Origin of the sequence: Streptomyces sp. NPDC006552 (assembly GCF_040611655.1) — a bacterium.
Lineage (GTDB): Bacteria > Actinomycetota > Actinomycetes > Streptomycetales > Streptomycetaceae > Streptomyces.
The window spans coordinates 1-21,813 of the sequence record NZ_JBEXOS010000023.1; the positions used below are offsets into that span (position 1 = coordinate 1).

Here is a 21,813-nt window from a genome sequence, read left to right on the forward strand (position 1 = left end):
TGCATCAGCTCGGCCAGCTCGGCGGTGGAGGGCGTGCGGCCGAGGCGGGTGCGCAGCTCCTCGGTGGCCTTGGACAGTTCGATCCGGGCTTCCTGGAGGCGGCGCGGGACGTGCACGGCCCAGGAGGTGTCACGGAAGAACCGCTTGATCTCGCCGGTGATGTAGGGGACGGCGAAGGAGGTGAACTCGACCTCGCGGGTCAGCTCGAACCGGTCGATCGCCTTGATCAGGCCGATCGTGCCGACCTGGACGATGTCCTCCATCTCCTGCGGGCCGCGGTGCTTGAACCGGGAGGCCGCGTACTGCACCAGGGAGAGGTTCATCTCGATCAGGCAGTTGCGTACATAGCTGTACTCGTGCGTGCCCTCTTCCAGTGCGGCCAGCCGGTCGAAGAAGTGCCGGCCGACCTCACGGGCGTCCTTGGGCGCGATCGACGCGGGGTCCGCGTACGCGCGCTCGATCAACCCCTGCGCCGTCTGCGCGGTGAGGTCCTGAGCCTGCTGCTGCGTAGCCACGGTGGTCATGCTCTGTCCCCTTCGCCTCTGCTCGCTCCGCTCGTACGGAAGCTGTGCGTCGGGCCCGCTTACCCCGGACCCGGCCCTTCATACCTATCACCCGGCACGAGATCCTCCGAAGTGGCTCCCCATGCCGGACCCGGCTCCTCAGGGCCGCCGTGGCGTGGCGCCGCGGGTGCGCTGCCGCGCCCACAGCCCCTTCTGGACGACGAGGGTGAGGGTGCCGGCCAGGACGATGCCCAGGAGGTTCAGCAGGAGTTGCTGCGTGGAGCCCCAGGTCTGCCCGGTGTCGCGGTAGCCGAGGGCCACCGCCGCGTTCGCCGCCGCGGGCACCGTGGTCACCGAGATCGCCACGCCCACCAGGGCGCCCGACTTCGCCGAGGTGAGGGAGAGCATGCCGGCCGCGCCCGCGAGCACGGCGACCACGAAGGAGAACCAGTCGGGCGCGTAGACGAAGCCGGTGTTGGGGCGGTCGGCCTCCAGTTGCGCCCGGCTGAACAGGCCCACCGCGTCCATGAACCAGCTGAAGCCGACCGTCACCGCCATCGCCGCCGCGAAGCCGACGAGCAGCGCCACCAGCGAGCGCAGCGCGAGGCGCGGGGCGCGCTGCACCAGGGCCGTGCAGACACCGGCGAGCGGGCCGAACTCCGGGCCGACCGCCATCGCGCCCACGATCAGGATCGCGTTGTCGAGCACGACGCCGCACGCGGCGATCATCGTGGCGATGACGAGGAACGCCACGTACGTGACGGTGAGCGTCGACTCCTCGTGCGTGGTGTCGCTGAGCTGTTCCCACAGCACGGCGTCCGCGCCCTCGCCCGGCGCCTCGTGCTCCGCGCGGTCGGCGCGGCGCGACAGCGACAGGCCGATGTGCTCGACGGCGATCGAACCCACCTCGTCGATGCCCAGCCCGCGCAGCCCGTCGATGAGTTCGTCCCCCGCCTCCCGGGCGGCGTCACACAGCACGACGTCGCCGGCCGGGGCACGCGCCGCGCCCGGCAGCACCGCCAGGTGTGTGGTGCCGACCGTGCTCTCGATCAGACGCACCACGGCGTCCGTCTTGTCGGCCGGTGTGATCAGGCGCAGGTGCAGCATGCGCGTACCGTAACCGGCGGCGTCCGCCCCGAGGTGTGCCCACCCCGCTGACGGGCACGCGGTGTGCGTAGGACACCCGACGCACCCGCACGAAGGAGGTTCCCGCCATGAGCGCTCCCGCCATGCCCTTCACGGAGCGCATGACCTGCTCACAGGCGCGCGCCGAGACCAGTACGGCCGTCCTGCCCCTGTGTGAGGGCCTCGCCCACCACCAGGCGCGGCGGCTGCGCGAGGACGCGCTGCTGGTCGCCAGCGAACTCGCGGCGAACGCGCTGCGCCACGGCGGCGGCATCACCCGCTTCAGTGCCTGTGTCCGCGAGCACGCGCTGGTGGTACAGGTCAGCGACCGCAGCGGCAAGGAGCCGCTGCTGCTCCCGCACGATCCCACGACGCCCGGCGGTTTCGGCTGGCTCATGGTGCAGAACCTCTCCCGCTCGGTCACCGTCGAGCGGCACGGCGGCGGGAAGACGATCACGGCCGTGCTCGCGCCGCCACCCCGCTCCTGACCGGGCCGGCCCGGTCTGCGGGCCAGGTCCTCAGGACGTCTCGGAGGCGCGCAGCCGGTCGAGGGCGTCCTGTCGGCCGGCGGCCAGCGGCAGGACGGTATCGGTGCCCGTGACCTGCAACAGCCGTGCCACGGCCGCCTGGAGCGGTCCGCACAGGACGAGCGGGCGGCGCTTCACGGCGTGCCCGGAGTAGGTCACCAGGAGCTGGTTGAGGAAGGCGCTGTCGGCGAACGACACCTGCGAGAGGTCGATCAGCGTCGCGTCGGTCGCCGGGTCGGACAGGACCCCCGCCAGCGTGTCGACGACCTCGGTGAGGTCGTGCAGGTCCAGCTCACCGCGGGGGGCGACCACCGCCACTCGTTCCTGCTGGTCAACGCTTATCTTTCCGCCGCCGGACGTCATGGGCAGCACCCTCGCACATCTCCCGCCCCGGATGCACATCGCCCGCGGGCCGCCGGTGACGCCCGCGTTCCGGTCAGGCGCCCAGCCGGCGCAGTGTGGTGTACGCCTGCTGGATGAGGCCGTTGCCGTGGCCGGGGGCGCAGTTGGCCAGGGCGACGACGGCGACGCGGCGCCGGGGGTCGAACCCGGCGAAGGCGGTGCAGCCGCGGGTGCCGCCCGAGTGGTGGTAGACGCGTGAGCCGTCGGGCTGCGGGCGCAGGTTCCAGATGAGGGCGGTCTGCTGTGTGCCGCGCCGCAGGGCGAGCCGCGGCCGCACGGTGTCGGCGAGGGCGGCGCGCAGCGGGCCCTCGCCGACACCGGCGTCGTCGGGGGCGAGCAGCGCCTCGGTGAGGGTCAGCAGGTCGCGCGCGCTGGAGCGGAGGGCGCCGGCCGCGGGCATGCCGGGGATGCGGAACGGCGGCCGGGGGCGGTGGTGCCAGTAGCCGGTGGCGTCGGCGGTGCGGTCCGCGCCGCCCGGGTCGCCCGCGCTCTCCATGTCGTCCGCGGGCGTGCTGCCGCAGTCCGTGTCGCGCAGGCCCAGCGGGCGCAGGACGCGGGCGTCCAGGAGGGCGGCGTACTCCTGCGTACCGGCCGCGCCGCACAGGGCGTGGCCGAGGAGGCCGACGCCGAAGTTCGAGTAGTGGACGCGGCTGCCCGGCCGGGAGCGCAGCCGGGTGCGGGCCAGGGCGTCGAGGGTGTCGGCGGCGGTGAAGGCGGCGTAGGGGTTGGTGAACAGGTGGGGCAGGGCCGTGCGCAGCAGGCCCGGGGGGAGGCGGGGCAGGCCGGAGGTGTGGGTGGCGAGGTGGGCCAGGCTGATGGCGGCGCCGCCGGGCGGCAGGCGGGTGCCCGGCGGCAGGTGACGGGCGAGGGGGTCGCGCAGGCGCAGTTCGCCGCGGGCGGCCTGTTCGGCCAGGAGCAGGGCGGTGAACGTCTTGGTGAGCGAGCCGATCTCGAAGCGGGTCGCCTCGCCGGCCGGTACGCCGCCGTGGTGGGCGGTGGCGCCGTGCACGAAGAGGGCTCGCCGTCCGCGCCGGTGTACGCCGACGGCGACCGCGGCGGCCGTCGGTACCGCGGCCAGCAGTGCCTGGAGGTGCGGGGTCGCCGCGGGCCACAGCGGGTCGTCCCGCGGCGGGCCGGGCGGCGTCCGGCCGGTCGCGGGGTGTTCGGCGCGCGGCATCAGCTCGGTCGCGGGGTGTCCAGCGCGCGGGTGAGCGCGAGGTTGCCGGCGATCACGGCGACGATGGTGGGGTGCTGGTGGTCGTCGAAGCGCTGGGCGGGGTCGTCGGCCACGGGCTGGTCGTCGCGGGGCACCATGCCGTCCTCGTGCTGGACCTCGGCGAGGCGGTGCCAGTCCGCGGGGTCGACATGGGCGTCGGGCAGGCACATCTCGACGATCATCAGCTCGGCCATCAGGTCCCAGTGGCCCGCCTCCGACCAGATGTCGGTCCACACCGGGAGCCAGCGGTGCAGGTACGCGGCGAGCTGCGTGGGCAGGCCGGTGGGCAGCCGCCCCCAGTCGGTGAGGTGGTAGACGGTGTGGGTGACGGCGTAGGCGGTCAGCCAGTCCAGGTGCCAGGGGTCGGGTGTGCTGCCGAGCCAGGTGGCGCGGGTGAGTTCGGCCCATCGGGGGGTGCCCTCGCCCCGGTCGAGACCGCTGACCCGGATGGCGTTGGCGACGCCGAGCCGGCGGTTGGGCACGTGTTCCGAGGCGTGGGTGGACCGCAAGGTGACCGTGTGGGCGAGGAGTTCGTCCAGCTCCCGGTGGCGGAACCCGCCGCGGATGAAGTGGGCGTACGTCTCCAGCGGGTCGGTCTTCAAGGGGTAGCGCAGCAGCCGCTCGTACAGCAGGGAGCCCTCGCCGGCCTGCTGCCAGCAGTAGGTGAGCAGTTCGCGGGCGAGGGTGAGTTCGGTGGTGCCGGCCGCGCCGCTGCGCAGGACCAGGGAGGCGGCGAGCGCGGTCTCGCCGAGCGCCTTGTACGCGCCCCGGTCCGCGCTGAGGTCGGCGTCGGGCAGCTCGGACAGGGCGCCGTAGTGCCGGTTGGCGTGCAGCCAGCCGAGCGCCCGGGAGCTGATCGCGTGGGCGAGGTCGGCGGGAGGGTGGCTCATCGGTTCTCCAGGCGGCACGGGCGGGGAGGTACGGCGGACGTGTCGCGGCGGGTGCGGGTGCGGGCAGGTGCCGTGCAGCGTGTGCGCGTACGGGCGGGCGCCCCGCCGCGCGGGTCCGTACGGGCGGACGTCGCGTACCGCGCGTTCACGTGGTGTCCAGGCCCAGGAGGCGGTGGGCGATGGCCGTGTCCAGGGCGACGCGGCCGCCGCCGCCCAGCAGCGCGAGGTGCTCCGTCAGCGGCACCGGGTCCAGGGGCAGCTCGGTGCGCTCGGCGTGCAGCCAGGCCAGCCAGCGGGTGATGCGGGCGGCGGTGGGGTAGTCACGGCGCAGGACGGCGCGGGTGGCACCGCGCGCCAGACCCAGCGCACCGTCCCGGGCGGCCCGGTGCACCGGTCCGTCCAGGCCGGGCAGGGCGAGCGGGGCCAGCGCGCCCATCCGCACCGACCAGGGCACCCACCCCTCGCGCGTCCCGTCGCCGTGCGGCGTGGCGGGAGCGCGCCGGGGCGCGGTCGGGGCCTCGCACCGCGGCGGGGGCGGGGGTTCGGGCGCCGCGGGGGCGACGGCCGCGGGGTCGACGCGGGTCAGGACGGTGACGAGGGACCAGTCGATCCAGGCCCGTACCCAGGCGGGTTCCGCGCCCTCGGGCGGGGCGGCGGGCGGCGGCTGGACCGGCGGGAGCGCGTCCAGCGTCGCGGCGATGGCGACGGTCTCCTCGGCGGGCGGGACCTGGCCGGTCAGGACGGCGGGCGCGAGGACGTCGGCGCCGAGGAGGCGGATCGCGCCGAGGGCGGCCACCTGTTCCTGGGGCGGCAGAGCGGCGGCTTCCTCCAGGTGGGCGGCGGCGACAGCCGTGTGCCCGGCGCCCCGGAGGGCGTCGAGCACACGACGAGCCAAACGCTCAGCCGACCCGCTGTGGGCGGTGCGTGAGCATTCGTCGATCACCGGCCTTTCGGCTCCTTCGGCTCCTTCGGCGAGAGCAGCAGGCCCAGGCCGAGCAGCAGCGCTCCGGCGCCCTCGCCCGCGTCTTCCAGGGAGGGGATCGGAGCGTCACTCACCGGCGCTTCCGCCGGAGCCATCAACACATCGATGACGTCCTTGTCGAGCACGAGGCCCGTGGTCTGGAGGGTGAGCATCGTTAGCTCCTCCGCATCGAGGTCGGCACTTCCTGAGTGCCCCAACACCTCACCCAAACACCACAAATTGGTACGCAGCAACATATGCGGGACGCCGCTGGGCGGCCGAGGGAGCGCAAGCGCGGCGCCGAACCCCCGAGGCCCCGTACGGACGCGCGGGAGACCGGTGGGCACCGCCGCCGGGCCGACCGTCCGGCGCTGTTCCGGCATTACGCCGAACGGGTGAATAGATGAAAATAATACGAAAGGAGGACAAGAAGGGTGCGGCGGCGGCCGGGTCCCGGGCGGGCCCAGCCTTCCGCTCAGCCCTTCAGGGTGACGTCCTGCTTCTGCACCGCGTGGAAGTACGGCAGCGGCAGGCCGTGCTGGAGCCGGAGTTCCATCACGGTGGCCTCCACCTCCACGGCGCCGGCCCTGACCCCGGCCCCGGAGGCCTTGCCCGTGTTCTCCCAGCGGTGCTCGGCGCCGTCGCAGACGGCCGCGCTGCCGCCGATTCCCTGCCGGGCGATCGAGCCGCCCTGCCGGACGGAGGAGGAGACGAGGGGCAGGCCGGCGCTGTCGGCGCAGCGGTAGGTGCCGGACAACGTCACCGTGCCGTCCGCGGTCACCTTGCCGACCGGGTCGACGGTGACGAACTCCTTCGGTTCGGCGGGCGCCGCGGCCGGGGCGGCGACCGCGGCCGGGGCGGCGACCGCGGCCGGGGCGGCGAGCAGGAGCGAGGCGCCGACCACCGCGCCCAGGGTGGGGTGAAGCCGAGGTGACATGGGAGATCCTCCTAGTTCGGGATCTCCATTGATATCCGGCCTCCCGCGTCCCGTCGCCGACCGTCATCCCTTCGGCGGCGAGTCCGTCACGGTGATGGACGCATGCGCCGTCACGGGGCCCCGCGCACCGGTGGCCGGGAGGCCCGCGCCCGGCCGGCCCCGCCCCCGAAGTCGGTCTGGCCGGTGGCGAGTTCGGGGCCGTTGCCGGATGTGCGCCGCGGCCGGTGGCGACGGTGCCGGGCCACGTGGCCCGGCGGCGCCGACACGGAGCGTCGCGGCCCCCGCCCGCACGGCCGTCACTCCGGGTCAGAACCGGCCCTCAGCAGAACGGAGCAGCGTGGCCGGGGCAGGGCTGGTGTGTGCACACGTACGCGGGGTAGAACGGTGCATGGCCTGCCCGTGATCATCGGACAGTGCTCTCGACATCCCAGCCCGGCACCCTGTCGGGCGAGAGTTAAAGGACAGCAGTATGGCCAGCGGTACCGTGAAGTGGTTCAACTCCGAAAAGGGCTTCGGCTTCATCGAGCAGAGCGGTGGCGGACCCGACGTGTTCGCCCACTACAGCAACATCGCCGGTAACGGCTACCGCGAGCTCGTCGAGGGCGAGACGGTCACCTTCGACATCACCCAGGGCCAGAAGGGCCCCCAGGCCGAGAACATCGTCCGGGGCTGAACCACCCCCCGGCACTGACACAGGCCCACGAGGGCGGACCCGACCGGCACCCCCGGCCGGGCCCGCCCTCCGCCGTTCCCCCACCCGCGGGCCCGTCCGGCCATGCGGGCGAAGAAAACCGGAAACGGTCCGGCCGATGATGTCGAGAACCCCGGACCCGCTCCGTCCCCGGTGCGAACGCGGCCACAATGGGCCGCACCCGCACCAAGGAGAGCTCTCATGGCCAAGTACCTGCTGCTGAAGCACTACCGCGGCGCCCCGGCCCCGGTGAACAACGTACCGATGGACCAGTGGACGCCGCAGGAGGTCTCGGCGCACATCCAGTACATGAACGACTTCGCGGGCCGGCTCGAGAAGACCGGCGAGTTCGTCGACGGCCAGGCGCTCGCCCCCGAGGGGACGTTCGTGCGCTACGACGGCGAGGGGCGCCCGCCGGTCACCGACGGCCCGTTCGCCGAGACCAAGGACCTCATCGCGGGGTGGATGGTCATCGACGTCGACAGCTACGAGCGCGCCGTCGAGCTGGCCGGGGAGCTGTCCGCCGCTCCCGGCGCGGGCGGCGAGCCGATCCACGAGTGGCTGGAACTGCGCCCGTTCCTGAGCGCGCACGGCACCGTCACGGAGTGAGCGTTCCGATGGACGAGGCCCTGCTGCGCGGCCTCACCCCGGGCGTGCTCGCCGTCCTCGTCCGCCGCGGAGCCGACTTCGCGGCGGCCGAGGACGCGGTCCAGGACGCGCTGACCGAGGCGGTGCGCGTCTGGCCGGACGATCCGCCGCGCGACGCCAAGGGCTGGCTGATCACCGTGGCCTGGCGCCGGTTCCTCGACGCGACCCGCGCGGACGCCGCGCGCCGCCGCCGCGAGGACCTCGTCGACGAGCAGCCGGCGCCGGGCCCGGCCGCCGCGCGGGACGACACCCTCCAGCTCTACTTCCTGTGCGCGCACCCGTCCCTGACACCGTCGTCCGCCGTCGCGCTCACCCTGCGCGCCGTCGGCGGCCTGACCACGCGGCAGATCGCCCAGGCCTACCTGGTCCCCGAGGCGACGATGGCGCAGCGCATCAGCCGGGCCAAGCGCACGGTCTCCGGCGTGCGGTTCGACCAGGCGGGCGACGTCGCCACCGTGCTGCGCGTCCTCTACCTGGTCTTCAACGAGGGCTACTCCGGCGACGTCGACCTGGCCACCGAGGCGATCCGGCTCACCCGGCAGCTCGCGGCCGCGATCGACCATCCCGAGGTGTCCGGGCTGCTCGCCCTCATGCTGCTGCACCACGCCCGGCGGGCCGCGCGGACCGCGCCCGACGGCAGCCTCGTCCCCCTCGCCGAGCAGGACCGCGGCCGGTGGGACACCCGGGCGATCGCCGAGGGGGTGGCAGTTCTGCAGGCGGCGCTCGCCCGGGACCGGCTCGGCGAGTTCCAGGCGCAGGCCGCCGTCGCGGCGCTCCACGCCGACGCGCCCACGGCGGCGGAGACGGACTGGGTGCAGATCGTGGAGTGGTACGACGAACTCGCGCGGCTGACCGACAGCCCTGTCGTGCGGCTCAACCGCGCCGTCGCCGTCGGGGAGGCCGACGGGGCGCGGGCGGGTCTGGCGGCGCTCGCCGCGCTGGACCCCACGCTGCCCCGGCACACTGCGGCCGCCGCCTACCTCCATGAGCGCGACGGCGACCTGGCGACGGCGGCACGGCTGTACGCCGAGGCCGCGCTGCACGCTCCCGCTCTTGCCGAACGCGACCACCTCACACGTCAGGCGGCCCGGCTCAACACCCGGCTGCGCCACGGGCCCACAGCTGGGTGAGAGGTGGGGAAGCGACCCTCGGGTCCTGCGGGTCCTGGCCGTGGACGGCACCCTGGACGGACCACCGGCGAGCCACATGGAGGCACGTATGAACACCGCACGCGACCTGGCGATCACCGTCCTGTCGGCGCCCGACCGTGAGGTGGGCCAGGGGGATCTGTCGCTCGCGCTCGCCGGTGCCGAGCTCCTCGACCTCGTCGAGGCGCGGGTCGTCGCCCTGGACGGCGACCGGCTGATCCCCGCCGGCGGGCCGGCGCCCGGCGACCGGCTGCTGGGCGAGGCCGCCGCCACCCTCGTCCGGCAGGCGCCGTACGAGCCGGTCGAGGAGTGGCTGTGGCGCCGGGGGCACGAGCTGTCCCGCGCCTACACGGCCGAGTTGGCGCGGGCCGGCGTGGTCCACCACGCCCGCGGCTCACGGCTTCTGGGGCGGAACGAGCGGACGGTGGTCGTGGATTCGCCCGCGGGCCGCGAGGCCGCGGCGCGCCGGGTGGCGGGCGAACCCGTGCTCGCCGCGCTCGCCACCGCGGTCGGCCTGCCGGACCGCGCGGACGAAAGCGCCGGGGCCACCGGGGGTGACCCGGCGGCGGCAGGGGCGGGCGTGGACATGGGGCTCACCGATGACGAGACCGTGGTCCTGGCCGCGGTGGGGGACGCGGTGATGGAGCTGGAGGCCGTACGCCAGCGACGTTCGATCGAGAAGGCGGCCTTCGACAACATCTGGCGGGGGTTGTGAGCGGCTCGGTCCGTCAGCGGCCCGCGTCGAGCAGCAGCTTGCCGGAGGTGCGCCGGGATTCGATGTCGGCGTGGGCCCGTGCGGCCTCGCCGAGCGGGTAGCGGCCGGTGATGTCGACCCGCAGGTCCCCCTGGCGGATCTTGTCGAACAGGTCCGTGGTGTGCCGGAGCAGCAGCTCCCGGGTGGGGATGTGGTCCGCGAAGACCGCGTAGCTGACCTTGATGCTCTTCGGCAGTTCGAACAGCCGCACCGTGGGGACGTCGCCGATGAGCGGGCCGAAGTAGACGAGCGTTCCGGAGCGCCGGAGCACTTCGGTGGAGGGCCAGAACGTGCTGGCCCCGCCGCCGTCGAACACCGCGTGCACGCCCTCGCCGCCGGTCAGTTCCCTGACCCGGTCGACGAAGTCACCGCCCTGGGAGACCAGGACGTCGGCCGCGCCCGCGTCCTGGGCGGCCGCGGTCTTCTCCGCGCGGGAGACGAGGCCGATCACCCGGACCCCGCGCTGGGCGAGCAGTTGGGTGAGCATGCGGCCCACCCCGCCGGCGGCGGCGTGCACCAGCGCGGTCTCGCCCGCGGCCAGCGGCGCCGTCTCGGTGACGAAGTGGTGGGCGGTGACGCCCTGCATCATCGTCGCGGCGGCGACATCGCTCGGGATGTCGTCCGGTACGGGCACGGCCTGGTCGGCGGGGATCGCGATCTTCTCGGCGTAGCTGCCGAAGACCCGGACCCAGGCGACGCGGTCGCCGAGCGCGAAGCCCTCGACGCCCGCGCCGATCGCGGAGACCCGGCCCGCGCCCTCGACGCCGGGGACGAGGGGGAGTTCGCCGGGGAGCGAGAAACCGGTCCGGCTGCCGGTGTCCATGAAGTTGACGCCGGCGAACTCGACGTCGACGACGAGTTCGCCCGGGCCTGCCTGGGGGTCGGGCCACTCCTGCGCCCGGAGCACCTCGGGACCGCCCACCTCGTTCAGAACGACAGCACGCATGGTCACACCTTTCTCTGTCCGGTTCCTCTTTACGGTCACACGTATGCAGGGACCCAGGGAGGGGAGACACCTGCACACGTGGTGGCCGGTATTGCCGTTGTCGCGTTACGAGGAGGAACGTAGGCCGCATTTTTTGGACCAGCAAGTCCAAAGTGGGTGTCAGTGCCGGGCGGGGGCGACGCAGCGGAAGCCGGCGGGACGGGACGGGTCGCCGTGGCCCTGGTAGCGGGAGACCTTCGGGTAGGCGCACAGGTCGCGGCCGACCTGCTCGCCGTCGGCGTTGACCAGCGTGGCGGGCAGGGTGGCGGGCGCCGTGCCGTGTTCGACCCAGCGCGTCAGGGCGGCGAGGCCGTCGGTCGAACCGTCCTGCCCGTCGAGGCCGCAGTGGCCGGTGCCGGGCGCGAGGAAGAGCCGGTAGAAGTCGTCGACCCGCCGCGCGCCGCCCAGCTCGCGCGCGACCTGCTGGTGGTAGCGGACCGTGCCCTGGGCGGGGATGAACTCGTCGGCGTCGCCCTGCCAGGTCAGCAGCTTGCCACCGGAGCGGCGGAAGTCCGAGAGGTCCGGGTCGTCGGTGCCGATGACCTTGTCGTACTCGGCCTGGGACTGCCGGAACAGCGTCGTGAACTCGTCGTAGCCGATCCTCGTGAGGTCGAACGACGGGTCCTTCTTCAGGAAGAGCTGGACCCAGCGGGCCGGGACCGGGAAGGGCTGGCCGGCGAGGGGGCCGCCGGGCTCCGCCGGCGCGGAGTGGGCGAGGCCCGCCAGGTCGGCTCCGACCGGGACACCGGCCCACAGCTTGCGGCCCGAGGTGGTGCGGGGGCCGTCCCAGATCTTGCGGACCACGGCCGCGTCGGCGGCGGTGACGGTCAGCTCCTCGCCCTCGCAGTCGACCTTGGTGCCGATCAGCCGGCGCGGGTCGAAGTCGCAGCGGGACGCGTCGTCGACCAGCCCGTCCCTGACCCCGTCGAGCTGGTCGCACGCCGTGACGGCGGCGTCGGTGAACGCGGTCAGCTCGCAGTCGCTCGGGTGCGTCTTCTCGTTCTCCAGGACCACCTGCGGCCACAGGGTGGCGACCTCGAACTCGTCCCAGTTGATGGCGGGCGCGTCCGCGAGGATGCCGTCGTAGTCGCCTGGGTGGGCCTGGGCCTCCATGTAACCCTGGCGTCCGCCGGTGGAGCAGCCGGTGAAGTAGGAGTACGCGGCCGGCTTGCCGTAGACGCCGCTCACGACGGCCTTGCCGACGGCCGCGGCCTCGTGCTGGGAGCGGGAGGCGAAGTTCTTCAGCGCGGTGCGGTCGACCTCGCCCTCGTGGTCGAGGACCCAGCTGGTGTCCAGTACGTCGCCGACGCCGGCGTCCGTGGTGGTCACCGCGTAGCCGGCCTTGACCGCGCCGCCCAGGCCGACACCGTTGTCCCCGGCGCGGTAGGCGCTGCCGCCGATCGCCTGGAAACGGCCGTTCCACCGCTGCTCGGGCAGCCAGGTCCGCACCGTGGCGTGGTCGCCCTCCCCGGGGTGGGTGAGCACGACCGTCACCTGGCAGAACGCCGGAACGCCAGAGACCTCGCCGCCGAGGAGACCGGTGCCCTTGACGGTGCCGCCGGCCTGGCGGACCGCTGTCACGGACTCGATCCTGGTGCCGTCCGGCGCCCGCGGGGAGGGGGCCGTACAAGCGGTGGTCGACGTGGTCGCGCCGGCGCCACGGGTCTCTGCCGCCGAGGCGGCCGGCGGCAGCCATACCGCCGCCGCGATCAACGGCACACCGGCCGCTAGTGCCGTCAGAACCTTTTTCATCGTTTCCCGTCCCGGGGGTGAGGTGAGCAGGCAGGGGTGGAGTGAACAGGCAGGGGTGAGGTCAGCAGGCAGGTGAGTCAGTGGAAGGCGGCGCCGGGGAAGGTCTCGCTCGCCACCGGTGCCGTTACCAGTGCCACTGCCGGCGCCAGTGCTGCAGCCACTGTCGCTCGTCACCGTTCAAACCGGTTATGAGATTGGCATGGCCTAGGACCGCTGTCAACGCGTTCGTCCGGGACGCTTTCGGCACACGTATGAGGTACGGGGGCGCCCGCTCCGCCCGGCTGTTAAGCTGCTGAGGGACATCGACTGTCGAGCGGGAGTTCACGGACATGGTGGGTGACGACGACATCTCCGGATGAGATCCGGTGGTGACGGCCCAGCGGCCGGCGCATCGGGCGCCGTCGACGCGGGCCGGTTTCTGCGTACCTCCTTCCCCCCTTCCTCCCGGGGCAGAGCTCTGTTCTCCGCCTCCACACCGCCGAGGTCATCGCCATGTCCCACGCCTCCGTCGTCTGCTCGAACGTCTCCTTCGCCTGGCCCGACGACACCCCGGTCTTCCACGACCTGTCCTTCAACCTCGCCCCCGGCCGCACCGGCCTGGTCGCGCCGAACGGCGCCGGCAAGAGCACGCTGCTCAAGCTGCTCGCCGGTGAGCTGCGGCCCACCGCCGGTTCCGTCTCCGTCGACGGCACTCTCGGCTACCTCCCGCAGTCCCTCCCCCTGACCGGGGAGCTCACGGTCGCCGAGGTGCTGGGCGTCGACGCGGTGATCCGCGCGATCGACGCCGTGGAGTCCGGCGACGTGGCCGAGGAGCACTTCACCACGATCGGCGACGACTGGGACATCGAGGAGCGCACCCGCGCCCAGCTCGACCGCCTGGGCCTGGCCGGCCTCGCCCTGGACCGGGTCCTCGCCACGCTCAGCGGCGGCCAGGTCGTCTCCCTCGGCCTCGCCGCGCAGCTCCTGCGGCGCCCCGACGTCCTCCTCCTCGACGAGCCCACCAACAACCTCGACCTGGAGTCTCGCCACCGCCTCTATGACGTGCTCTCCGACTTCTCCGGCTGCCTGCTGCTGGTCAGTCACGACCGTGCGCTGCTCGACCGGATGGAGCGCATCGCCGAGCTGAGCGTCGACGAACTGCGCCTGTACGGTGGTGACTTCACCACGTACGAGGAGGCCGTCCGCGCCGAGCAGGAGGTCGCCGAGAAGAACGTGCGCAACGCCGAGCAGGAACTCAAGCGGGAGAAACGGGAGTTGCAGCAGGCCCGGGAACGCGCGGAGCGCCGCGCGAGCAACGCCGCCAAAAACCTGAAGAGCGCCGGGCTGCCGAAGATCTTCGCCGGCAATATGAAGCGCGGTGCCCAGGAGGCCGCCGGCAGGTCCGGCACGATGCACGCCTCCCGGGTCGGCGAGGCCAGGGCCCGCCTCGACGAGGCCGGCCGCGCCCTCCGTGACGAGCAGCGGCTCACCCTCGAACTGCCCGACACCCAGGTGCCCGCCGGACGCAACCTCTTCCTCGGCGAGGGCATGCAGGTCCGGCTCGGGGACCGGGACGTGTTCGCTGCGGGCGGGGTCTCGCTGAGTGTCCGCGGGCCCGAGCGGATCGCGCTGGTCGGGCCGAACGGCGCCGGGAAGACCACCCTGCTGCGGCTGATCACGGGCGAACTCACCCCGCGGAGCGGGGAGATCAAGCGCAACGACGGCCGCATCGCCTACCTCTCCCAGCGCCTTGACCTGCTCGACCTGGAGCGCACGGTCGCGGAGAACTTCGCCGCGTTCGCCCCCGAGCGGCCCGAGGCGGAGCGGATGAACCTCCTCGCCCGCTTCCTCTTCCGGGGTACCCGGGCCCACCTGCCGGTCGGGGTGCTCTCCGGCGGCGAGCGGCTGCGGGCCACGCTGGCGTGCGTGCTGTGCGCCGAGCCGGCCCCGCACCTGCTGCTGCTCGACGAGCCCACCAACAACCTCGACCTGGTCAGCGCGGCCCAGCTGGAGGGCGCGCTCAACTCCTACCAGGGCGCGTTCATGGTGATCAGCCACGACGAGCGGTTCCTCGGCGAGATCGGCGTGAACCGGTGGCTGCGGCTGGCCGGGGGCGAACTCACGGAGACGGCCGCGCCGGTGCGGTGAGGACGGACCGCCCTGAAGGAGACTCGGTGCGTCAGCGCCTCCGCTTCCGCGTTGACCGCCCATAAATGATCATCCCGATGATGACGGCTATCGCCACCAGGAAAATGACCAGCCCGGCCGTTCCGTCGGGCATGAGCCGACCACTGTTCGCAAGCGGAATCCGTTCCAGCTCACTCATGATCCTCCTCGCTGCGCCAATAACGGTGAAGCAGGCCGCCATGACGACGACTTCACCTCAACGTGCCCGAGGCGGCTGTGAACGAACGACGAGACCGAGGCTTTTTCCCTGCGCTCTCCATGCCATCAAGCGCAGAATGACGGTACCGATCAACGAGGACGAGCTGAGCGGCCATCTCAGTGGGCGGTAGGTGTCGTCTCGGTCGCCAGCGCACACGCCCGCGCGTACGCCTGCACCAGCGGGCGGCGGTCGTCGGCGCGCCAGGCCAGGGCGAAGCGGCTGGGCGCGATGCCGCTCACCACACGGGTGACGACTCCGCCGAGGGTGATCAGCGGGGTGTTCCCGGCCGCCAGCAGGACCACGCCGAGACCCGCGACGAGCGCCTCGTACGTCTCCTCGGTACTTGCCACCTCCGCACCGATCCGTGCCGGTCTCCCGCCGCGGGCGTCGGTGGCGAGCCAGTAGTCGCGCAGCGGCCCGGCGCTGCCGGGCAGGGCGAGGAACGGCTCGTCCAGGAGATCGGTGAAGTCGATGATCTCCCTGTCGGCGAGCGGGTGAGTCTCGGGCATGGCGACCAGGCGGGGCTCCTCGGCGACCACCACCCACCGGTAACGGTCCGGATCGGGCAGCGGCAGCCAGACGAACGCCGCATCGCACGTGCCGTCGGCGAGCCCGGCGGTCGCGTCGTACCAGGGGACCTGGTGAAGTCGGAGGCGGGCGTCGGGGCGCGCGGCGGTGAAGCGGGAGCGGATCGCCGGCAGCACACCGCCGCGGCCCGGGCTGGTGCTCATCCCCACGACGAGGACAGCCGCCTGGTCGGCCACGGCCCGGGCGACCGCTTCCTGGGCTGCCTCCCACTCGGCGAGCATGCGCTGAGCGTGGGGCAGCAGCGCTGTGCCCGCCGCGCTCAGGCGTACCTCGCGCCGGTCACGCTCGAACAACGCGGCCCCCACCTGCTTCTCCAGCATCCTGATCTGCTTGCTCAGCGCGGGCTGTGAGACGTACAGCCGCTCGGCTGCGCGCGTGAAGTGCAGCTCCTCGGCCACGGCAGCGAAGTACCGCAGGTCCCGTCCGTGAACGTCCATAACCATCGGCTATCACAGCGGATCTTGGACGGGCAACCGCTGTGCCCCGCAGGGTAATTCACACGAACCGCCGAGAACGGCGGATCACCCGGCACAAGGAGAAGACCGTGAACAAGGTATGGCTGGTCACCGGGGCGAGCAGCGGGTTCGGCCGGGCGATCACCGAAGCGGCGGTGGCGGCGGGAGACATCGTGATCGCCGCCGCCCGCCGCACCGAGCCGCTCGCCGACCTGGTCGCCGCGCACCCGGACCAGGTCGAGGCGCTGCCGCTGGACGTCACCGAGATCGCCGGCATTCAAGACGCGGTCGACGGCATCGTGGCCCGGCACGGCCGCATCGACGTCCTGGTCAACAACGCCGGACGGGGCATGGTGGGAGCCGTCGAGGAGACGACCGACGCCGAACTGCGGAACCTGATGGACCTGCACTTCTTCGGCCCGGCCGCGCTCACCCGGGCCGTACTGCCCCACATGCGCCGCCGGGCCTCGGGTGCCGTCGTGCAACTGACCAGTATGGGCGGGCGGTTCGCCTTCGCCGGGGTCGGCGCCTACTGCGCCACCAAGTTCGCCCTGGAAGGGCTCTCCGAGGCGCTGGCCGCCGAGGTCGCCCCGCACGGCATCCGGGTGCTGATCATCGAGCCCGGAGCGTTCCGCACCGGCTTCGCCGGCACCGGGGCCCTGCAGCAGTCCGCGGCCCTGAACGCCTATGAGGACACCGTGGGTCCCGTCCGTTCCGGCCTGCCGGGCGGGGCCGGCCAGGAGCCCGGGGACCCGGCCAAGGCCGCGGCCGCCATCCTCACCGCGCTGGACGCCGACGAACCGCCGCTGCGTCTGCCACTGGGAAACGACGCCACCGACGCGATCATCCACCACCTCGACCGTGCCCGCACCGAACTCCACTCCTGGGAAAAGCTCGCCCGCTCCACCGACTTCGGCAACTGACGCCTGGAGAGCTGAAGGCACGACGTCCCTTGCCGGCCGCGGCGAGTCAGCGGCCGGATCTGCTCGCCCCCATCAGCTTCCCTCCTCGCCGACCGCCGCATGTCGGCCGCCTGTAAACGTCCTGTAGAGGGCGCTTGCCGCTCACGTCGACCGGACCGGTTCTATTGCCACGCATAGTTGGGGGCCCGGGGAAGTAATCAGACCCCGGGCCCCCAACACTGGCTTATTTACGGCGCTTCGCCAGATGAACGAGGAATACCACAGCCAGAACCGCAACGATGATGCCGAAAACTATGCCAAGCCACGGCGGCCCATCAGGGCCCCCGCCAGGAGCCGCAAAATCAATCATGCCTACCTCCCTTTGTCACCATGTCTTTTTGATCTTTGCCGAACACCCCGGCTTGGCGCTGTAGTCCGTGCTCACCCCAGCCGACGTCTCGCCCTGCGTGCTGGCGGAGGCTCGGTAGAAGCCGGCGGAGCACTCAGCTTCTCCAGTCCAACCCGCCGAAGCGTCGCTCGCGCTCGCCTCGTACCCGCCGCTGACTCCCGGAGTGCCTGCTCCCAAAGAGAGGCTGGGGTGAATACCGCCATCGTCGTTGACACTGACCCCGCCTCCGATGCATCCACCGAAGGCACAGACCTCGAGGTTGACTCCTTGCGATGACAGGCCCGAGGCGTCGAAGCGGTTGATGGGGTCGCCGGCTGCGTAGGCGTAGAGGTTGGATTCCTTGCCCGACGGGTCGGGCTGGGTGAAGCGGCCGAGCTGGGGGTCGTAGTAGCGGGCGCCCGTCTTGTACAGGCCCGACGGGTCGAGGTAGGTGCCGGTGTAGCGGTAGGGCTGGTTGGTGCCGGTGGTGGTGCGGGCCTCGCCGTAGGGGCCGTAGCTGTAGGTCGCGGTGCGCTTGCCGCTCGCGTCGACCAGGCCGATGACGCTGCCCTGGACGTCGGTGAGGTAGTACTGGCTCGCCCCGCCGCTCGTCATGGCTGTCAGCGTGCCCGAGGCTTCCCGGACGAAACCGGTCGTGTTCTCGCGGGTCATGCCGGTCGCGGCGTTGGTGAACGTCGAACTGCCGCGCGTGAGACGGTCGTTGTTGTCGACGCCCGCGTAGGTGTACGTCGACGCCGTGCCCGACGCGGTCAGGGCGGACAACTGGGCGTACGGGGTCCACTCGCCGCCCGAGCGCGTACCGGTGGGCGAGGCCGCGGAGGTCTCGTTGCCGTCGCTGTCGTAGGTGAAGCCGGAGTTGCCGCCGAGGGAGGTGAGTTCGTTCGCGTTGTTGTAGGCGCGGGCGGACTGCGTGTCGGCGCAGGCGGGGAGGGTGGTGCCGGTGGAGCGGCCGGTCATGTTGCCGGCCTTGTCGTAGCAGTAGGCCCAACCCGCGGTCGTGGCGCCGTCCTTGGTCTCCACGGCCTTGGTCAGGCGGCCCTTGGAGTCGTAGGTGTAGGCGGTGGCGGCGCCGTCGGTGGTCCGCTTGTAGATCTTGTCGCTGTCCTTGCCGGACTTGTTGTAGTCGTAGGAGATCGTGGACAGGACGGTGGTGCCGTTCTTGACCTCGATCTTCTGGGCGCGGCTGGACTTGTCGTAGTCCGTCTTCTGCACCGTGCCACCCGGGTAGGTGGTCGTGATGCGGTCGCCGTTCTTGTCGTAGTCGTAGCTGGTCTTCGCGCCGCCCGGCTGGGTGAGGGTGATGAGCTGGTTGGCGTCGTTGTAGTCGTAGGTGAGGGTGCCGCCCGCGTCGGTGGCGGTCTTCACGTTGCCGGACGCGTCGTAGGTCACCGAGCCGGCGCCGCCGGCGGGCAGGCTGCGGGTGCGCTCGCGGCTCTGCTCGTCGTAGGTGTACGTGCTCGTGCCGGCGGGCGACGTACGGGTCTTGACGTTGCCGTCGGCGTCGTAGACGAAGGTCGTGACTTTGCCGTCACTGGTCTGTGTCTTGAGCCGGTCGCGCTTGTCGTAGGTGTAGACCGTCTTGACTCCGCGGCCGTCGGTGACCGTGTCGGTGCGGCCCAGCGCGTCGTAGGTGTAGGTGATGTCCTCCTGCGCGGAGGGGCGGTCGACCTTGGCCAGGTTTCCCTTGGAGTCGTAGGTGAAGGACGTCTTGTTGTCCTCGGGGTCGGTGGCCGAGCAGCGCTGGCCGGGCAGGCCGCCGCAGTCCATCGTGCCGGACTTCGGGTTGTAGGCGTAAGACCACTTGGCACCGTCGGAGCCGGTGGTGGTGTCGGTCTGCGACATCATGTTGCCCGAGGTGTCGTAGCCGTTGGTGACCTTGTCCCCGCTGGCGGAGGTGAGGGTCTCGGGGTAGTGGCCGCCGGACTTCTGCGTCCAGGCCGCGGTCGACTGCGCGCCGGTGGGCTGGGTCGCCGTCTTCGGGTTGAAGGAGTCGTCGTAGTCGAACTTCACCGTGTTGCCCGCGGTCGAGCCGGTGCCCATGCCGTCGACGGCGCTGGTGACGTTGTTGTCCGGCCCCCACGACTTGGAACGCTCGCGGCCGAGCGGGTCGGTGGTCTTCGTCACGCGCCAGCGTGCGTCGACCGTCTTCTCGGTGCTCTTGCCCCGCGGGTCGGTGATACGGGCCACGCCCTCACCCTCGCTGCCGGGCTGCGGCAGGATGTAGCGGAACGCGGTGGTGGCGCCGGTGCCCGCGGTCTTGTCCACGACCCGGGTGACCGACGCCAGGAGGTTGGTGTTCCAGGTGAACCGGGTCTCGCGGCCCTCCGGAGTGGTCACCTTCGTCATGCGGTGTGAGGTGTCGTAGTCGAAGGCCGTGGTCTTGCCGTCGGTGTCGGTGAACGCCTTGAGGTCGTTCCCGGACCACGTGTACGACGCGTAGCGACCGGTGTTGTCGGTGACCTTCGTGATCTGCTTGCCGTCGTTGTCGAAGGTCAGCGTGCGCCCGGACGCAGCGGTGATCTTCGACGTGAACGCGCCGGAGTACGCGATGGTGGTGGCGTTGCCGTTCTTGTCCTCGACCTTGCTCACCCGCGCGTCGCCGGTGGTGCCGGAGCGGGTGAAGGTCGTCTTCTGCCCGTTCTTGCGCGAGGTGAGCGTGAACGACTTCTTGTCCGAGGACTCCGTGAGGTCCTGCTTGTAGCCGGGGGCGGGGGTGAACGTGGACCCGTCCCGCTCGAACACCGCGATCGTGCTGGAGGGGCCCTGCACGTAGACCGAGGTGGTGTTCGGCTCGTGGATCAGGTAGTCGCTGCCGGTCGTCGCCTTCCAGCTGGTGTTCAGGCCGTTGTAGGCGTGGCCGAGCGAGAGGCCGGGGCCCGCGTCGGCGATGTCGAAGGCGTTCACGGAGACCAGCAGGTTGCCGTTGCCGTAGTTGACCTGCGCGCCGACCGAGTCCGACAGCGGCGCCTCGAAGAACTCCGACCAGGGGACCTGACCGATGCCCAGGCCCTGGAAGGTGGACTGGAGGATGCCGGGCTCCACCAGCTTGCGGTCCTTGCCCGCGGTGCCGATGGGGGTGCTCTTGGGGGCCGCGGTCCGGCCGACGGGGGACGCGGACAGCCTCGGCGGGGCGGGTTCGTCGGCGGGCGCGGCGGACGCCGTCGCCGGTATCAGGGCGACGAGCAGCGCGGTTCCCGCGGCCGCGGAGACCATCGCGGTCACTGCGGAGCGTCTGCCGCGTCTGGCTCGCCGGTTTTCGGGCATGACAGAGTGCACGAGGAACTCTCCTTGGATCAAACAGGCTTCGCAGGCCGTGTGGTTGAGGAGTGGGACCCGGCGGGTGGCAGCCGGTGGGCGGCTGCCACCCGCGCACATCAGGTGTGGGTCACGGCGCGGAGGGCCGCGGGGTCCCGTCGTGGGAGCCGGTGCGGGGTGGGCGCCCGCGCCGACGGCGGGTCAGCAGCGCTTGGACGTCCTGGCGGAGTAGCCGCCCTGTTCGTCGGCGATGGTCAGCGTGCCGTCGCCGGAGGTGCAGTCGTCGACGGTGTCGGCGCCGTTACCCCAGAACTCCTGGCTGAGGGAGTCGTATTCACGCCGGACACCCAGCAGCGTGGAGCGGTCGTAGTCCCAGACACCTACCTGGAGATCGAACTTGATCTTCTTGTCCAGGAACGACTTCCACACCCACACGTAGCCGTAGTTCTCCTTGCACCGCGGTGAGTAGAACTGCTTGACCGAGGCGATCGTCTCGGTGCCCCGGTACGCGTACGAGACCGTGCCGATCTGGTACGCGTCCGAGCAGACGCCGGCGGCCGCCGCCCGGGCGGTCAGCGGGTTTCCCGCCTCGGACGGAACGCTCGAGGCCGGAGGCTGATCGCTGCCGGGCGTCGGCGTCGGGCCCTCCCCCGCGGACGCCGTGCCCGCCCCGGCCAGCGTCAGGGCGAAGGCCCCCGACGCGGCGGCCGCGCAAGCAAGCGATCTGAGGCTCTTCTGGGCGCGCGAGAACCGCGCACCGTTGGTGCGTCGCAGCAAGACTTCCCCCCACAGGAAGACAACCCCGCAGACCCCAGCGGTCACGAGGGAGCCACAACCTGTCACAGGAACCACACAAGCCGGGCCGCGCTGCCCTCGAACGCGCGTTCAACACGGTCTAGAACAAGCCCCTCCGCATCACGTCTTTCAGACAGACCGCCCGCTCCAACACCGGCCTACGCGCGTCCGCAGGCCGGCCACACCCCCGCAAAGCGGCGGTAAAACGCGACCGGAAATTGCTGTTTTTGGCACCGACCGCGCACCTATGGGCAGTAAGTCGCACACTTTCAGCCAGGCTTGAACTATGAAGGCGTACTGTTTGTCCGTTATTCCGTCCCGTTTGCAGCTACATACCCCTTCTACGGGGGTGGGGAGAATGGCGCCCGGCATCAGTCACACGCAGAAATGCGATTGACAAGCGCTTTCTCGGCCGGTTCGGCTCCGGCCGCAGAGATGCGTACCGACGCGGCGTTCGCGCACTGGGCAGGGGCGGGCCGGCGGAACCGTCCGAGCGGGACGACCC

21 protein-coding genes are annotated in these 21,813 nt (G+C 71.9%); 7 read left to right on the forward strand and 14 right to left on the reverse strand.

All coding sequences use genetic code 11. From position 1 onward, the window contains the following. A partial coding sequence (locus tag ABZY33_RS15895) for a sigma-70 family RNA polymerase sigma factor (RefSeq protein ID WP_356492151.1) occupies positions 1-524 on the reverse strand: 524 nt, incomplete at its 3' end. Positions 525-662: 138 nt separating this feature from the next. Further along, positions 663-1,610 (reverse strand): DUF389 domain-containing protein, encoded by a 948-nt coding sequence (locus ABZY33_RS15900; RefSeq protein WP_356492152.1) that lies wholly within the window; start codon positions 1,608-1,610, stop codon positions 663-665. 107 nt (positions 1,611-1,717) lie between these two features. Between ABZY33_RS15900 and ABZY33_RS15905 the strand changes: the two genes are divergently transcribed. Continuing rightward, a complete protein-coding gene (locus ABZY33_RS15905) occupies positions 1,718-2,116 on the forward strand; it encodes an ATP-binding protein (RefSeq protein ID WP_356492153.1) in 399 nt (132 codons plus the stop codon). A 30-nt stretch (positions 2,117-2,146) separates the two neighbouring features. Here ABZY33_RS15905 and ABZY33_RS15910 read toward each other — a convergent pair whose 3' ends face one another. From ABZY33_RS15910 to ABZY33_RS15935, 6 genes are all read right to left on the reverse strand, one after another. Then, positions 2,147-2,557, reverse strand: coding sequence for an STAS domain-containing protein (locus ABZY33_RS15910; RefSeq protein WP_356492154.1), 411 nt, complete (start codon positions 2,555-2,557; stop codon positions 2,147-2,149). Between the two features lie 34 nt (positions 2,558-2,591). Then, positions 2,592-3,734, reverse strand: coding sequence for a serine hydrolase domain-containing protein (locus tag ABZY33_RS15915; protein ID WP_356492155.1), 1,143 nt, complete (start codon positions 3,732-3,734; stop codon positions 2,592-2,594). Continuing rightward, the gene (locus ABZY33_RS15920; protein ID WP_356492156.1) at positions 3,734-4,663 is read right to left on the reverse strand and encodes a hypothetical protein; all 930 of its coding nucleotides are present in this window, start codon (positions 4,661-4,663) and stop codon (positions 3,734-3,736) included. Before ABZY33_RS15920 ends, ABZY33_RS15915 begins: the two co-directional genes overlap by 1 nt. Before the next feature lie 145 nt (positions 4,664-4,808). Next, positions 4,809-5,546, reverse strand: a complete 738-nt coding sequence (locus ABZY33_RS15925; protein WP_356492157.1) for a hypothetical protein — start codon at positions 5,544-5,546, stop codon at positions 4,809-4,811. Between the two features lie 56 nt (positions 5,547-5,602). Continuing rightward, positions 5,603-5,797 carry a hypothetical protein gene (locus tag ABZY33_RS15930; RefSeq protein WP_356492158.1) on the reverse strand — a complete coding sequence of 65 codons (195 nt, stop codon included), beginning with the start codon at positions 5,795-5,797 and terminating at the stop codon, positions 5,603-5,605. Positions 5,798-6,099: 302 nt separating this feature from the next. Further along, positions 6,100-6,561 (reverse strand): DUF6299 family protein, encoded by a 462-nt coding sequence (locus tag ABZY33_RS15935; protein ID WP_356492159.1) that lies wholly within the window; start codon positions 6,559-6,561, stop codon positions 6,100-6,102. A gap of 469 nt (positions 6,562-7,030) precedes the next feature. On the opposite strand from ABZY33_RS15935, the gene ABZY33_RS15940 reads away from it, so the two are divergent. The 4 genes from ABZY33_RS15940 to ABZY33_RS15955 all read left to right on the forward strand — a co-directional run bounded on the left by ABZY33_RS15940 (position 7,031) and on the right by ABZY33_RS15955 (position 9,763). Then, complete coding sequence (locus ABZY33_RS15940) at positions 7,031-7,234, forward strand: cold-shock protein (RefSeq protein WP_324768226.1); 204 nt, start codon at positions 7,031-7,033, stop codon at positions 7,232-7,234. Positions 7,235-7,453: 219 nt separating this feature from the next. Continuing rightward, complete coding sequence (locus ABZY33_RS15945; protein WP_356492160.1) at positions 7,454-7,861, forward strand: YciI family protein; 408 nt, start codon at positions 7,454-7,456, stop codon at positions 7,859-7,861. Positions 7,862-7,869: 8 nt separating this feature from the next. Continuing rightward, positions 7,870-9,030: a DUF6596 domain-containing protein gene (locus tag ABZY33_RS15950; RefSeq protein WP_356492211.1), complete on the forward strand. Its 1,161-nt coding sequence runs from the start codon at positions 7,870-7,872 to the stop codon at positions 9,028-9,030. Between the two features lie 88 nt (positions 9,031-9,118). Further along, positions 9,119-9,763, forward strand: coding sequence for a GPP34 family phosphoprotein (locus ABZY33_RS15955; protein WP_356492161.1), 645 nt, complete (start codon positions 9,119-9,121; stop codon positions 9,761-9,763). A 13-nt stretch (positions 9,764-9,776) separates the two neighbouring features. Here the strand turns inward: ABZY33_RS15955 and ABZY33_RS15960 are convergent, their stop codons facing one another. Both ABZY33_RS15960 and ABZY33_RS15965 read right to left on the reverse strand, forming a co-directional pair. Next, the gene (locus ABZY33_RS15960; protein ID WP_356492162.1) at positions 9,777-10,748 is read right to left on the reverse strand and encodes a quinone oxidoreductase; all 972 of its coding nucleotides are present in this window, start codon (positions 10,746-10,748) and stop codon (positions 9,777-9,779) included. A 159-nt stretch (positions 10,749-10,907) separates the two neighbouring features. Beyond that, positions 10,908-12,539: a tannase/feruloyl esterase family alpha/beta hydrolase gene (locus tag ABZY33_RS15965; protein ID WP_356492163.1), complete on the reverse strand. Its 1,632-nt coding sequence runs from the start codon at positions 12,537-12,539 to the stop codon at positions 10,908-10,910. Positions 12,540-13,031: 492 nt separating this feature from the next. Here ABZY33_RS15965 and ABZY33_RS15970 point away from each other — a divergent pair, with 492 nt between their 5' ends. Continuing rightward, entirely contained in the window at positions 13,032-14,666 is a 1,635-nt protein-coding gene (locus ABZY33_RS15970) for an ABC-F family ATP-binding cassette domain-containing protein (protein ID WP_356492164.1), read from the forward strand. Positions 14,667-14,697: 31 nt separating this feature from the next. Here the strand turns inward: ABZY33_RS15970 and ABZY33_RS15975 are convergent, their stop codons facing one another. After that, the gene (locus ABZY33_RS15975) at positions 14,698-14,844 is read right to left on the reverse strand and encodes a hypothetical protein (RefSeq protein WP_356492165.1); all 147 of its coding nucleotides are present in this window, start codon (positions 14,842-14,844) and stop codon (positions 14,698-14,700) included. Positions 14,845-15,020: 176 nt separating this feature from the next. Continuing rightward, entirely contained in the window at positions 15,021-15,935 is a 915-nt protein-coding gene (locus ABZY33_RS15980) for a LysR substrate-binding domain-containing protein (protein WP_356492166.1), read from the reverse strand. 101 nt (positions 15,936-16,036) lie between these two features. On the opposite strand from ABZY33_RS15980, the gene ABZY33_RS15985 reads away from it, so the two are divergent. Beyond that, positions 16,037-16,870, forward strand: a complete 834-nt coding sequence (locus tag ABZY33_RS15985; RefSeq protein WP_356492167.1) for an oxidoreductase — start codon at positions 16,037-16,039, stop codon at positions 16,868-16,870. A gap of 364 nt (positions 16,871-17,234) precedes the next feature. Here ABZY33_RS15985 and ABZY33_RS15990 read toward each other — a convergent pair whose 3' ends face one another. Together ABZY33_RS15990 and ABZY33_RS15995 are read right to left on the reverse strand one after the other, a co-directional pair. Continuing rightward, positions 17,235-20,471 carry an RHS repeat-associated core domain-containing protein gene (locus ABZY33_RS15990; protein WP_356492212.1) on the reverse strand — a complete coding sequence of 1,079 codons (3,237 nt, stop codon included), beginning with the start codon at positions 20,469-20,471 and terminating at the stop codon, positions 17,235-17,237. Between the two features lie 243 nt (positions 20,472-20,714). Then, entirely contained in the window at positions 20,715-21,290 is a 576-nt protein-coding gene (locus ABZY33_RS15995; protein WP_356492168.1) for a hypothetical protein, read from the reverse strand. Positions 21,291-21,813: the final 523 nt, after the last annotated feature.